The 13,449-nt window shown below is 70.2% G+C and carries 13 protein-coding genes; 3 read left to right on the top strand and 10 right to left on the bottom strand.

Features of this window, described 5'->3' with window-relative positions:
* The first annotated feature begins 24 nt into the window (after nucleotides 1–24).
* The 3 genes from ACH34W_RS09345 to ACH34W_RS09335 all read left to right on the top strand — a co-directional run bounded on the left by ACH34W_RS09345 (nucleotide 25) and on the right by ACH34W_RS09335 (nucleotide 2,684).
* Nucleotides 25–687, top strand: a complete 663-nt coding sequence (locus tag ACH34W_RS09345; RefSeq protein WP_395960352.1) for a TetR/AcrR family transcriptional regulator — start codon at nucleotides 25–27, stop codon at nucleotides 685–687.
* 75 nt (nucleotides 688–762) lie between these two features.
* Nucleotides 763–1,911, top strand: coding sequence for an acyl-CoA dehydrogenase family protein (locus tag ACH34W_RS09340; protein WP_395960351.1), 1,149 nt, complete (start codon nucleotides 763–765; stop codon nucleotides 1,909–1,911).
* 11 nt (nucleotides 1,912–1,922) lie between these two features.
* Nucleotides 1,923–2,684: a crotonase/enoyl-CoA hydratase family protein gene (locus ACH34W_RS09335; RefSeq protein WP_395960350.1), complete on the top strand. Its 762-nt coding sequence runs from the start codon at nucleotides 1,923–1,925 to the stop codon at nucleotides 2,682–2,684.
* A gap of 32 nt (nucleotides 2,685–2,716) precedes the next feature.
* Here ACH34W_RS09335 and ACH34W_RS09330 read toward each other — a convergent pair whose 3' ends face one another.
* From ACH34W_RS09330 to ACH34W_RS09285, 10 genes are all read right to left on the bottom strand, one after another.
* A complete protein-coding gene (locus ACH34W_RS09330) occupies nucleotides 2,717–3,175 on the bottom strand; it encodes a MaoC family dehydratase (RefSeq protein ID WP_395960349.1) in 459 nt (152 codons plus the stop codon).
* Nucleotides 3,172–4,383, bottom strand: a complete 1,212-nt coding sequence (locus ACH34W_RS09325) for an acetyl-CoA C-acetyltransferase (protein ID WP_395960348.1) — start codon at nucleotides 4,381–4,383, stop codon at nucleotides 3,172–3,174. Before ACH34W_RS09325 ends, ACH34W_RS09330 begins: the two co-directional genes overlap by 4 nt.
* On the bottom strand, nucleotides 4,376–5,227 hold the full coding sequence (locus ACH34W_RS09320) for a MaoC family dehydratase N-terminal domain-containing protein (RefSeq protein WP_395960347.1): 852 nt from the start codon (nucleotides 5,225–5,227) through the stop codon (nucleotides 4,376–4,378). Before ACH34W_RS09320 ends, ACH34W_RS09325 begins: the two co-directional genes overlap by 8 nt.
* 92 nt (nucleotides 5,228–5,319) lie before the next feature.
* On the bottom strand, nucleotides 5,320–6,060 hold the full coding sequence (fabG, locus tag ACH34W_RS09315) for a 3-oxoacyl-ACP reductase FabG (protein ID WP_395960346.1): 741 nt from the start codon (nucleotides 6,058–6,060) through the stop codon (nucleotides 5,320–5,322).
* A gap of 20 nt (nucleotides 6,061–6,080) precedes the next feature.
* A complete protein-coding gene (locus ACH34W_RS09310) occupies nucleotides 6,081–7,235 on the bottom strand; it encodes an acyl-CoA dehydrogenase family protein (protein WP_395960345.1) in 1,155 nt (384 codons plus the stop codon).
* 58 nt (nucleotides 7,236–7,293) lie between these two features.
* Nucleotides 7,294–8,574 carry a CoA transferase gene (locus ACH34W_RS09305; RefSeq protein WP_395960344.1) on the bottom strand — a complete coding sequence of 427 codons (1,281 nt, stop codon included), beginning with the start codon at nucleotides 8,572–8,574 and terminating at the stop codon, nucleotides 7,294–7,296.
* The gene (locus tag ACH34W_RS09300; protein ID WP_395960343.1) at nucleotides 8,571–9,719 is read right to left on the bottom strand and encodes an acyl-CoA dehydrogenase family protein; all 1,149 of its coding nucleotides are present in this window, start codon (nucleotides 9,717–9,719) and stop codon (nucleotides 8,571–8,573) included. The genes ACH34W_RS09305 and ACH34W_RS09300 overlap by 4 nt, the downstream gene beginning before the upstream one ends.
* Before the next feature lie 11 nt (nucleotides 9,720–9,730).
* On the bottom strand, nucleotides 9,731–11,470 hold the full coding sequence (locus ACH34W_RS09295; protein WP_395960342.1) for a class I adenylate-forming enzyme family protein: 1,740 nt from the start codon (nucleotides 11,468–11,470) through the stop codon (nucleotides 9,731–9,733).
* On the bottom strand, nucleotides 11,467–12,642 hold the full coding sequence (locus ACH34W_RS09290; protein WP_395960341.1) for a CaiB/BaiF CoA transferase family protein: 1,176 nt from the start codon (nucleotides 12,640–12,642) through the stop codon (nucleotides 11,467–11,469). Before ACH34W_RS09290 ends, ACH34W_RS09295 begins: the two co-directional genes overlap by 4 nt.
* A complete protein-coding gene (locus ACH34W_RS09285; protein ID WP_395960340.1) occupies nucleotides 12,639–13,430 on the bottom strand; it encodes a crotonase/enoyl-CoA hydratase family protein in 792 nt (263 codons plus the stop codon). Before ACH34W_RS09285 ends, ACH34W_RS09290 begins: the two co-directional genes overlap by 4 nt.
* Nucleotides 13,431–13,449: the final 19 nt, after the last annotated feature.

Raw genomic sequence — 13,449 nt, 5'->3', positions numbered from 1 at the left:
GTTTCATAGACATAGGATGGGGTTATGGCCACAAGCGGCACGGCCGACGCGGCGCCGGATCGGAAACAGCCGGCTCGGAAGCCGCCGGCGGCGGTGACCCGGGGCAACGGACTCGCGGCGATCATGGGTTCGGCTCGCGAGATCTTCGCTGAGCGCGGCTACCACGGCGCGTCGATCCGGGACATCGCCAAGCGTGCGGGGCTGAGCCTCTCGGCCCTCTATTACTACTACGACGGCAAGCAGGAGCTGCTCCACGCCCTGCTGGAGGACGCGCTCGCGGACGTCTTCCAAAGCTGCCAGACGGCGCTGAGCGCGGCCGGGGACGACCCGGCCGCGCGGCTGGGCGCCTTCGTCCGGGCCCTGGTGGAGTACCGCGTGCGGCGCCAGGTCGACAGCCTGCTGGCCCTGCGCGAGATAAGGAATCTGGAGCCGGAGCGGCTGGAACGGTTCGTCGAACGGCGGGACGAGCTGCCGAGGCTGCTGCGAGAGATCATCGAAGACGGTGTGGCGCGCGGTGTCTTCACCACGCCCTACCCCGACGAGGCGCAGCGGGCGGTCCTCGGGATGTGCAACGCGGTCGCCCAGTGGTACCAGCCGTCCGGTGATCTGGGCGTCACCGACCTGGTCGACAGGTACATCCACCTGTCACTCACGCTGGTGCAGGACCTCCCGCCCGCTCGCCCGTAGTACCACACGTCCGGATCTTGACACGGCCGGTTCTTCACCTTTATTTAACGATCGTTCGACAAGATGAGGAGAACGATGCGACGCACCGTCTTCGACGACGACCATGAAGCTTTCCGGGCCACCGTCCGTGACGTCCTCGCCCGCGAGGTGGTCCCGGTCTTCCCCGAGTGGGAGAAGGCGGGCGCGGCGCCCCGCGGCTTCTACCGGCTGCTGGGCAAGCTCGGCATCCTCGGCGTCCGGGTCCCGGAGGAGTACGGGGGTGGCGGCCAGCGCAGCTACAAGTTCAACGCCGTGGTGAACGAGGAGATGGCGCGCGCGAAGCTGGGCCTCGGCACGGTACGGGTGCACACCGACATCGTCCTGCCCTACCTGTTGCGCTACGCCGACGACGAGCAGAAGGGGCGCTGGCTGCCCGGCGTGGCCGACGGCGATCTGATGACCGCGATCGCGATGACCGAGCCGGGCACCGGGTCCGATCTCGCCGGCATCACCACCACCGCGACGCGGGACGGCGACCATTGGATCCTCAACGGGGCCAAGACGTTCATCACGGGCGCCGTGAACGCCGACCTGGTGCTCGTCGTCGCCCGCACGTCGGTGTCGCCGGGCAACCGCCGGGCGGGACTGAGCATCCTCGTCGTCGAGTCGTCGTCGCCCGGGTTCTCGGTGGGCCGCAATCTGGAGAAGATCGGCCTCAAGGCGCAGGACACCGCCGAGCTCGCCTTCGACGACGTCCGCGTCCCGGCGGAGAACCTGCTGGGGGAGGAGGGCCGCGCGTTCGAGTACCTGGGCCACAACCTCGCGCAGGAACGGCTGTCCATCGCGGTGAACGCGCAGGCGGCGGCAGCGGCGGCGGTGGAGCTGACCCTCGAGTACGTGACCGGGCGGAACGTGTTCGGCAAGCCGCTGTCCGGCTTCCAGAACACCAAGTTCGTGCTCGCCGAGTGCGCGGCCGACGTGGAGGCCGGTCAAGCGATGGTCGACCGCGCGCTGGAGGAGCACGACGCCGGCGGGCTGAGCGCCGCCGACGCGGCCAAGGTGAAGCTCTTCTGCACTGAGCTGCAGTCGCGCGTCGTCGACAAGTGCCTGCAACTGCACGGCGGCTACGGATATGTGCTGGAATACCCGATCGCCCGCATGTACGCCGACGCGAGGGTCACCCGCATCTACGGCGGCACCAGCGAGGTCATGAAGAGCATCATCGCCAAGTCCATCGGCCTGTAAGGAGTAAACGAGTGAGCACTGTGCTGACCGAGTTCGCCGACGGTGTCGCGGTCATCACCATCAACCGGCCGGAGGCGCGCAACGCGGTCGACCTGGAGATGACCAAGGCGATCGCCGCCGCGATCGACGAGCTGGAGTCCCGGCCGGATCTGCTGGTCGGGATCCTCACCGGCGCGGGCGGCACCTTCTCCTCCGGCATGGACCTGAAGGCGTTCGCGCGCGGCGAGCGTCCGGCGCTGCCGGGGCGGGGCTTCGCCGGCATCACCGAGCGCCCGCCGAGCAAACCGCTGATCGCCGCGGTCGAGGGATGGGCGGCTGCGGGCGGCTGCGAGCTGGCGCTCGCCGCCGATCTGGTGGTCGCGGCGCGGGACGCCACGTTCAGCCTGCCCGAGGTCAAGCGCGGGCTGATCGCGGTGGGAGGCGGCCTGCTGCGGGTGGCGAAGGCACTGCCGTATCACCTGGCCATGCAGCTGGTGCTCACGGGGGACCCGCTCCCGGCCACGAAGGCGCACGAGTACGGGCTGGTCAACGTGCTCACTGAGCCGGGCGGCGCACTCGGCGAAGCACGGGCGCTGGCCGGCCGGATCGCCGCCAACGCCCCGTTCGCGGTGCGCGCGTCCAAGCAGATCGTCGCGGCGTCGGTGAGTTACACCGACACGGAGGCCTTCGCGGAACAGCGGAAGGTGTGGCTGGAGGTGACGGCGTCCGCCGACGCGATGGAGGGCGCCCGCGCCTTCGCCGAGAAGCGGGCGCCGGTCTGGCAGGACCGCTGACCAGCCGACCAGCCGACCAGCTGGCCCGCTGGTCAGTGGACGACGATGGTGATGGTCTCGGCCACGCAGGCCGGCTTCGCCGCTCCATCGATCTCGATCGTGTAGCGCGTCGTGAGAGCGGTCCCCGCCCCGGTCTGCCGTAGGCCGACGAACGTGGCCTGTGCCCGCAGGCGTGATCCCACGGGCACGGGGGAGGGGAATCGCGCCTTGTTCAGGCCGTAGTTCACGCGCGCCTGGCCCAGATCGAGGCGGACGAGCTGCTGGCCGAACATCGGTATCAGCGACAGGGTCAGGTAGCCGTGCGCGATGGTGCGGCCGAACGGCCCGGCCGCGGCCCGTTCGGCGTCGACGTGGATCCATTGGTGGTCGCCGGTGGCATCGGCGAAGGCGTTGATGCGCTCCTGGTCGACGACCAGCCAGGCGGTAGGCCCGATCGGCTGGTCGAGGGCGCTCTCCAGCTCCGCAAGGGACGCGAAGACGCGCACGGTCATGCCGTCACCCGCTCGAAGACGGCCGCCAGTCCCTGGCCTCCGCCGATGCACATGGTCTCCAGCCCGTACCGGGCCTGCCGCCGGTGCAGCTCCCGGGACAGCGTCGCGAGCATCCGCACACCGGTCGCCCCGACCGGATGCCCGAGCGAAATGCCGGAGCCGTGGACGTTCGTGCGCTCCAGATCCTCGCCGGTGAACTTCCATTCCCGCATGACCGCCAGAGCCTGGGCCGCGAACGCCTCGTTCAGCTCGATGAGGTCCATGTCGTCCAGCGTCAGGCCGACGCGGTCCAGCGCTGCCTCGGTGGCGGGGACCGGGCCGATGCCCATGGTCTCCGGCCCGACTCCCGCCACGGCCCATGACACGAGCCGGACCAGCGGACGCAGCCCGAGTTGCTCGGCGCGTTCGGGTGTGGTGACGAGGCACATGGCGGCCGCGTCGTTCTGGCCGCTGGCGTTGCCGGCCGTGACCGTCGCCTCCGGGTCGGAGCCGAGCAGGATCGGCTTGAGCCTGCGCAACGACTCCATCGAGGCGTCGGCACGCGGGTGCTCATCGGTGTCGATGACGGTCTCGCCGTTCCTGGTCATGACCGGGGTCGGGACGATCTCCTCGGCCAGGATCCCGCCCGTCTGGGCCTTGACCGCCCGCTGGTGTGACAGCAGGGCGAGCTCATCCTGTTCCTCGCGCGGGATCGCGTATTCCCGGCGCAGGTTCTCGGCCGTTTCGAGCATGCCGCCTGGGACCGGATGGCTCCGGCCGCCCGCGGTCTGCCGCGCACGCGTGAGGCTGTCGTGCATCGCGACGCCGTTCCTCGCGCCCCACCGCATGTCCACCGAGTAGAACGTGGCGTTGCTCATGCTCTCGGTTCCGCCCGCGACGACGACGTCATGGGCACCGGTCTGCACCTGCATGGCGGCGTTGATGACGGCTTGCAGGCCCGAGCCGCAACGGCGGTCGAGGTGCAAGCCCGGGACGCTGACGGGGAGCCCGGAGTCGAGCGCGATGACCCGGCCGATCGCGGGTGCCTCGCTGCTGGCGTTGCAGTGACCGAGGACGACGTCCTCGATCGCCTCCGGCGGGATGCCGGTGCGGTCGATCAGTCCCTTGAGGGCCGCCACCCCGAGGTCGACCGCGGTCAGGCTCTTGAGGATCCCGCCATAGCGGCCTATCGGGGTACGGACGGGCTCGCAGATGACCGCTTCACGCATGGCCGGTCGTCCCTTCTTCCTGGCGGGGTTCGAAGTCGATCGTCAAGGTGGTGCTCGGCGTGGCAGCGGGATCCGGGCCGATCAGGCCCAGGGTGAACGCGTCGGGCGCGGCGGCGTCCTCGATCCTTCGCAGCTGTGCGTTCTGGCCGCAGAAGAGAGGTTTGCGGTTCCTGTGCCGGAGGCGGGAGACCCGCGACTTGTGCCCTTCCAGGCGGAGGACCTCCGCGAGTGCGAGCGTCATCAGGGGTCCGTGCACGACCAGGCCGGGATAGCCCTCGATCCGAGTGGCGTAGGGCCAGTCGTAGTGGATCCGATGCGGGTTCGACGTCGCCGCGCTGAATCGCATCAGCAAGGCCGGATCCGTGGCGAAGTCCCAGGACCATTCACCGGACCGCGTGAAGGGCGCGCCAGAAGGAGCCAGACCTGCTGCCTCCTCGGACGGGCTCGCCGAGGGGGAGACGGCTCCGGCGTCCCGGTAGATGATGTCCTGCCGCTCATCGATCGCAAGCAGGCCGTCGTCGTCGTACAGCTTCGTGGCGACGACCACGACGACCAGCTTCCCCGAGCGCCCGGACTTCTCGGTGACCGATTCGACGCGCGCCTCCCGGCGCACCGTGCTGCCCACCGTGAGCGGAGCGTGGAAGGCGACCTCGCCGCCGGCGAACATCCGGCGCGGCAGTTCCACAGGAGGCAGGAACGTTCCGCGTGCCGGGTGGCCGTCCACACCGAGCGTGGACGAGGGCGGCCAGCGTGCCAGGGCGAGCCAGTGCCACAGAGGCGGCAGGACGTCTCCCGGGCCGACAGGGGGCGTCCCGTCGTCGAACAGAGCGGACAGCGTCGCCACGGGATGAGGATCGACTGTCTCAATGGTGGTGAGCGTGTGCGGTTCCCAATGGGGCGAGCTCATCGGCGTCGCTTGAGGCGAGCTCATCGGGGTCACATGAACCGTCCGCCGGTCACTTCCAGCACCGTGCCAGTCATGTACGAGGACAGGCCGGAGGCCAGGAACAGGGCCACGGTGGCGACCTCGTCCGGCTCGCCGGCGCGCCGCATGGGGATCTCGGCCATCTTCTGGTCCCACGCCTTCTGCGGCATCGCCTCGGTCATGGCCGAACGGATCAGGCCCGGCTGGATGACGTTGACCCGGACGCCGTGGTGCGCCAGCTCCTTCGCGGCCGCCTTGGACATGCCGACGATGCCGGCCTTGGCGGCGGAGTAGTTGGTCTGGCCGACCATGCCGACCTTCCCCGACAGGGACGAGATGTTCACGATCGCGCCGCTCTTCTGCTCCCGCATCACCGCCGCCGCGGTGCGGGTGCCGTTCCATGTGCCCTTGAGATGGACGTCGATGACCTGGTCGAACTGGTCCTCGGTCATCGTCCGCATCGTCGCGTCGCGGGTGATCCCGGCGTTGTTGACCATGACGTCCAGCGAGCCGAAGGCCGCCGTCGCCGTGCCGATCAGGGCCTGCACGTCGGAGGCGCTCGTGACGTCGCACCGCGCCGCCCGCGCCACCTCGGGCCCGCCGAGCTCCTTGGCCGCGGCCTCGGCGGCGTCCAGGTTCAGGTCACCGAGGACGACCTTCGCGCCCTCCTTGACGAAGGCCTCCGCGATGGCGAGCCCGATGCCCTGGGCGCCGCCGGTGATGACCGCGGTCTTGCCGGGGAGTAGTGGCATGAATGATCAGCTCTCGTTCGTCATGTGATGGGGTTGCGCGCGATCAGCTGGGCCGCGATGACGTTGCGCTGGATCTCGTTGGTGCCCTCGCCGAGGATCATCAGGGGGGCGTCCCGGAAATAGCGTTCGACGTCGAACTCCTTGGAGTAGCCGTATCCGCCGTGCACGCGCATCGCGTCCAGCGTCACCTCCATGGCGGCCTCGGAGGCGAACAGCTTGGCCATGCCCGCCTCCATGTCGGCACGGCCTCCGCCGTCGAGCACGCGGGCGGCGTCCTCGGTCAGCAGCCGCGCCGCCCGGACCTTGGTCACCATGTCGGCCAGCAGGTTGCCCACCGACTGGTGTTTCCAGATCGGCTTGCCGAACGACTCGCGTTCCTGGGCGTACCGGACCGCGTCGTCGAGCGCGGCCTGGGCCACGCCGACCGCGCGGGACGCCACCTGGATCCTGCCGACCTCAAGCCCGCGCATCATGTGCGCCCAGCCCTGGTTCGGCTCGCCGCTGAGAACGGCGGACGCGGGGACCCTCATCCGGTCGAACACGACCTCGCACGCCTCGACGCCTCGATAGCCGAGCTTGGGCAGGTTCTTGGAGACGTCCATGCCGTCGCCGGGCTCGACGAGGACCACGCTCATGCCCTTGTGCGCGGGCTTGGCGTCCTGGTCGGTCACGCACAGCAGGCCGATCAGTCCCGAGTGCCGGGCGTTGGAGATCCAGGTCTTCGACCCCGTGATCACCAAGTCGTCCCCGTCGGCCACCGCGTGCGTGCGCATCGCCTGCAGGTCGCTGCCGCCGCCCGGCTCGGTGAGCGCCATCGTCGCCCGGATCGTGCCGTCGGCCATCGCCGGCAGATAGCGTTCCCGCTGCTCCGGAGTGCCGAACGTGCGGATCAAATAGGCGATTACCGAGTGCCCGCCGATGGCTCCGGCGAGGCTCATCCAGCCACGGGCGAGCTCCTCGGTCACCCGGGCGAAGCATGCCGCGCTGACGTCCACACCGCCGTACTCGGCAGGTGCCAGCAGGCCGAAGAAGCCGAGTTTCTTCATCTCCTCGATGAACTCGGTGGGGTATTTGTCCTGCGACTCGTAGTCCCGTACCCGCGGCCGTACCCGCGCGTCGACGAACTCGCCCGCCAGCGCGACGATCTCACGCTCGTCCTCGCTCAGCACACTCATGACCGTTCTCCGCTCCGTACCGTTCGCAGGATCCGTACCGTTCGCAGAATCCGCGCGATCAAGGCGATCGTTCCCCGTCCCGCTCGTCGCGCGGCGGGATGACACCGTTCTCTCTCAGCTTCGCAAGGTCCGGTGCGGACAGGCCGAGCTGGTCCCGCAGCACCTCCTCGGTGTGCTGGCCGATCAGGGGCGCCGCTGCCGGGGGCGACTGTTCCCCGTCCAGCACCAGGGGCGATCCGGGGGCCAAGTGCCTGCCGACTCCCGGCTGCCGGAGCTCCGCCATCAGCGGGCTCTCCCGCAGCAGGCGCGCGTCGTCCGCGACGAGATCGCTGAAGCTCTGGTAGGGCGACCACAACACCCGCGTGGTGCGGAGGGCCTCCTGCGCCTCGGCGAGGGTGTGGGACTCGAACCACCCGGCGAGCAGCTCACCGAGCACCTTGCGGTGCCGGTACCGTTCCGCCTCCTCGTCGAAGTCCGCTCCGAGGGCGGCGGACAGCGCGGAGATCACGCCGGTGAGGCCGGTCGCGGCGAAGAGATCCCTGGCATGCCGGGCCGTGAGCGCCACGATCATCAGCCGCTCGCCGTCGGCGGTGGCGAAGTCACGGCCGAACGTGCCGTAGACGTGGTTGCCGTCGCGTTCCCGTGACGCGCCGTTCAGCTGCGCCTCGGCGAGGTATCCGAGGTTTCCGGCCGCTGCCAGGGCGACGTCCTCCAGAGCCACCCGGAGGCTCTGCCCCTCGCCGGTCAGCAGCCGGTGCCGCTCGGCGGCCAGCAGTCCGATCGCGAGGTAGAGCCCGGCGGCGAGGTCCCAGGTGGGCACCGGGCTGTTCACCGGCCGCGTTGTGTCCTCCGGGCCCGTCAGCAGGGGGAATCCGGTTGCCGCCTGGACGGTGTAGTCCACTGCGGTCGCACCGTTCCGGCGCCCGGTGAGCAGCACATGGATGACGTCGGGGCGGCGTGCGCTCAAGGTCTCGAATGTCAGCTCCGAATACCGCTCCGAGTTGCTGACAACGATCCCGCCGTGGTCGCCGCCGCTGACGATCAGATCGCCGACGAGCCGGCGTCCCTCCGCGGCGGACAGGTCCACCTCGATGGCACGCTTGCCCTTGTTGAGTCCCGTCCAGTACAGGCTGGTCCCGCTCTCGGCCAGCGGCCACCGGGTGCGGTCGGCGCCACCGCCGACCGGCTCGACGCGGATCACGTCCGCGCCGAGCTGGGCCAGCGTCATCCCACTCAACGGCGACGCCACATAGCTCGAGATCTCGATGATCCGCATACCGCGCAGCGGCTGCGAGCGCCGGGTGGCTGTGTCGGCCGGGCACACCACCCGGCGGGTCATCGGTTCGCCTCCCTGAGCAGCTGCTTGGCGATGATGACCTTCTGCACCTCGCTTGTGCCCTCGTACACCCGGAACAGGCGGGCGTCGCGGTAGAACCGTTCGACCGGAACCGACCGCATGTATCCCATGCCGCCGTGGATCTGGACGGCGCGGTCGGCCACCCGTCCGACCATCTCCGAGCAGAAGAGCTTCGCGCAGGACGGCGCCATGCGGCGGTCGCTGCCGTCGTCGAACGCCCGCGCCGCCTCCAGCACCATCGCCCGCCCCGCGAGCGTCTCGGTCTGCGAGTCGGCGAGCATGGCCTGTACCTGCTGGAATTCCGCGATGGGACGGCCGCCCTGCCGGCTCGCTGCGGCGTGGCCGACGCTCTCCTCAACGAGCCGCTGGGCGAGCCCGACGCAGATCGCCGCGATGTGCAGCCTGCCGCGGGCCAGGGAGCGCATGGCCGCCGCGAAGCCCTCGCCCTCGACCCCGCCGATCAGGTCGGACTCGGGCACGAAGACGTCGTCGAGGAAGACCTCGGCGGTGTGCGCGCCGCGCTGCCCCATCTTCTCGTCGTTGGGCCCGACGGTGAGCCCCTCGGCGCCGGCGCCGACCGCGAAGACGGAGATGCCCTTGGTGCCCTCGGTTCCGGCGCCCGTCCTTGCGAAGACCATGAACAGGTCGGCACGATCGGCGTTGGTGATGAAGCGTTTCTGGCCGGTGAGCCTGTAGCCGCCCTCGACCTTGGACGCTCGGGTGCGCATTCCGCTCGGATCCGACCCAGCCTCGGCCTCGGTCAGGGCGAACGAGGCGATCGTGCGGCCGGCGGCCAGGTCGGGCAGGTAGCGCCGCTTCTGCTCGTCGGTGCCGAAGTTCACCAGCACCTGGCCTGCGATGCCGTTGTTGGTCCCGAGCATCGAGCGGAACGCCGGTGCGGTGTAGCCGAGCTCCATCGCGAGCTGCACGTCCTCGCTCATCGAGAACCCGAGGCCGCCGTGCTCCTCGGGCAGCGCGTAGCCGAAGAGCCCCATGTCGGCCGCCTTGGCGCGGATGGCCTCGGGGATCTCGTCGGTCTGCTCGATGACGTCTTCGGCGGGCACGACCTCCTTGCGCACGAAGGTGCGCACGGAGGCGAGCACCGTCTGGAACGCTTCGGTCTCCACTGGCTGTCTCCTCAAAGGGTCACAGAGTCGTTAGTGGTCACAGGGTCGTTGGCCGGTTGCGGGCCGTCTTGCGCGATCGCCCGCAGCTCGGTCTTGAGGATCTTCCCGGCGGGGGAGGTGGGCAGCGCGTCGACGACCTGGACCGCGCGGATCTTCTTGTACGGGAGGACACGTTCGGCCACGAACGCCATGATCTCGCCGGGGTCGACGTCCGCGCCGGGCCGGGGGACGACGAAGGCGACCGGCTCCTGCCCGACGCGTGGCACGGACCGGGCGACGACTGCGGCCGTCGCCACCTGCGGATGGCTGTGCAGGACGTCTTCGAGTTCGCGCGGATAGACGTTGTAGCCCTTGTAGATGAGCATGTCCTTGGCGCGGTCGGCGATGAAGACGAAGCCCTCCTCGTCGATGCGGCCGATGTCTCCGGTACGGAGCCAGCCGCCGGCGAACTGCTCGGCGGTCGCGTCCGGCTGGTTCAGGTAGCCCGCCGTGACCTGCGGACCGCGCACCCAGAGCTCACCGGTCTCGTTCGGCCCGAGCGCCGCCGCGCCGCCGTTGACCGGCCGGACCTGCACGGAGGTGTCGAAGATCGGCAGGCCGACGCTGCCGGCTTTGCGTCTGGCACTGCGCAGCAGCGGCGCGGCCGTCACCAGGCACGTCGCCTCGGTGAGCCCGTACCCCTCGCTGATCACCGCGTTGGGAAAGGCGGTGCCGAGAGCCTGGAGGGTGGCGGGGTCGATGGGTGCGGCTCCAGAGGAGATCACCTCGACCGAGGACAGGTCGCGGCCGTTCCGTCCGGGACTGTCCAGCAGCGCGTGCCACATGGTGGGGCTGCCGGTGACGTAGGTGGCGCGGTGGTGCTCGATCTCCTCCAGCAGGCGGTCGGGGGAGAAGCGCCCGCTGAGCACGATGGTCGCCCCGCACAGCAGCAGGAAGTTGACGTGGATGAGTGCATGCGCGTGGAACAGGGGCGACACCATCACGGTGACGGCGCTGCCAGGACGTACTCCGGCGTCGTCCAGTCCCGGGATCGGGCTGAGCCGGAGGCCGCTGTCCTTGGTGGTGGTGACCAGGTGGGCGGCGCGCCAGGCCGTCATCTGGATGACATTGGCCACCATGTTGCGGTGCAGGACCCGTACACCCTTCGAGACTCCGGTGGTGCCGCCCGTGTAGGCGATATGGGCCACGTCGTCAGCGGTGACGGTGATCTGCGGAACGGCGGCGGACCGGCCCGCGACGAAGTCGGCGAGGTCCACCACCGCGGCGTCGCCAGCGCGACTCGGCTCATCCGCTGCGGATGGAGCACAGGCGCTCAGTGGGACGAGCACGATCGTTCGCAGGGGCGACTCTGCGCTGGCTTCCAGTAGCGTCGGGACGTGGGCGGGATGGCTGACCGCCAGCACGGCGCCGGTGTCGAGGAGCTGGGTGTGGAGGGCGGGCGCGGGCTGCAGCGGGTTGGCCAGAGACACGGTCGCCCCGGCGAGTAGCGCCCCGTAGTAGCCCACCAGGAACCACATGTTGTTGGGCATGTGCAGGAGGACCACGTCGCCATTGCGGACGCCGGAGTCGCGCACGGCATTTGCGAACGTTACGACGTGCTCGCGCAACTGGGCGAAGGTGAGCTGCTCGGCTCCGTCGACGATGGCCGTGCGATCGCCGTACAGCCCGGCCGCGGCGGTGAACATCTCGCCCACCGTCAGCTCGGGATAGTCGAGCGAGGCGGGCAGTCCCTCGGGCCAGTACGTGTTCAACCCATCACCACGCCTTCCTTCAGCAGGTCCGCGATCTCCTTGGCAGTGTGACCTACCTCGGAAAGGATCGCGTGTGTGTCCTGACCTGGGACAGGTGCGGGGGTCGGCCGTTCGGACGGGGTGCCGGCGAACCGGGGCGCGGGTCCGGGATGGATCGCGCCGCCGGAGTCGGTGAAGAAGCTCTCCCGGCTGGCATTGTGGGGATGCGCGACGACCTCGTCCATGGTCAGCACGGGGGAGGCGCAGGCGTCGACCCCGGCGAACCGCTCGACCCACTCGTCCCGGGACGCCTCCTTGAACGCCGTCGTGAAGGCCTCCCGCATCGCCGGCCAGGTGGCGGGGTCCCGCTGGGCGGCGAGGTCCACCGCGTGGGCGACACCGAGGACGTCCACGAGATTGGCGAAGAACTGGCTTTCGATGGCGCCCACGGCCATGTAGCGTCCGTCCGCGCACTCGTAGGAGTCGTAGAACGGGGCGCCGCCGTCGAGCACGTTCTCGCCCCGGTTGACGGTCCACACGCCCTGCGCCAGCCGGCCGTAGATCATCGACATCAGCAGGCCGGAGCCCTCCACCATCGCCGCGTCCACGACCTGGCCGCGTCCCGACGTCCGCGCGTTCAGCATCGCGGCGAGCACGCCGACGGCGAGGAGCATGCCGCCGCCCCCGAAGTCGCCGACCAGGTTGAGCGGCGGGGTGGGCGGCTGGCCGGGCCGCCCGATCGCGGCGAGGGCGCCGGACAGGGCGATGTAGTTGATGTCGTGGCCGGCCTGCATCGCCAGCGGCCCGTCCTGGCCGTAGCCGGTCATGCGGCCGAACACCAGCCGGGGATTGCGCTCGGCGAGCGTCTCGGGATCGAAGCCGAGCCGTTCGGCCACGCCGGGGCGGAAGCCCTCGAGGACCGCGTCCGCCCCGTCGATCAGGGACTGGACGACCGCGACGCCACGCGGATGCTTCAGATCGACGATCAACGATCGGCGGCCGCGGTCGAGCACCGGGTTCGGGCGCGCGTCCCGTTCGGCGGGCCGCTGGATGCGGATCACCTCCGCTCCCAGGTCGGCCAGCATCATGGCGGCGAAGGGAACGGGCCCGATGCCGCCGAGCTCGATGATCCTCATCCCGGTCAGGGGACCGGAGCCCTTGGGCCCGCCGCTCGTGCTGGTGTCGCCGCTCATCGGCCCTGCCAGTTCGGCAGGCGCTTCTCGGCGAACGCGCGGGCGCCTTCCTTGGCGTCGGCCGAGGCGAAGACGGGCTCGGTGATCCGGCGCTGGCGGGCGAATCTCTCCGTCTCCGGCCACTGCCCGTGTTCCTTGATCACCCGCTTGCTGGCGAGGATGGCGAGCGGGCCGTTCGCCGCGATGCGACCGGCGAGGGCGAGTGCCTCCGCCAGCGCGCCGCCCTCGTCGGTGAGCCGGTTGACCAGGCCGATCTCATAGGCCCGCGCGGCGGTGATCATGTCGCCGGTCAGGGCCAGCTCCATCGCGATCTGCTCGGGGACGCGGTGCGGCAGGCGCAGCAGCCCGCCGCCGGTGGCGACCAGTCCCCGCTTGACCTCCGGGATGCCGAACTTAGCCGTCCGTGCCGCGACGACGAGATCACACGCGAGGACGATCTCACAGCCTCCCGCCAGCGCGTAGCCCTCGACCGCCGCGATCAGCGGCTTCCTCGGCGGAGCCTCGGTCAGCCCGGCGAATCCCCTGCCCTCGATGCTCGGACGCTCACCGCGCAGGAACGCCTTCAGATCCATCCCCGCGCAGAACGAGCCCCCCGCACCGGTCAGGACGCCCACGGAAAGATCGTCCCGGCGGTCGAGCTCGTCGAGTGCGGCGGCGATGCCCTCGGACACCGCCCTGGTCACGGCGTTCTTCGCGTGCGGGCGGTTGATGGTGATCACCGCGGTGCGCGCCTCGTGACGCACCAGCACCTCATCGGCGACGGCGGTCGTGCTGGTCTCAGCTGGCATGCTCCGACTGCATCACCCC

The organism is Actinomadura sp. 6N118 (assembly GCF_044326415.1).
GTDB lineage: Bacteria > Actinomycetota > Actinomycetes > Streptosporangiales > Streptosporangiaceae > Spirillospora.
The sequence above is the reverse complement of the archived record's forward strand: the minus strand, read 5'-3'. Positions and strand labels throughout refer to the sequence as shown.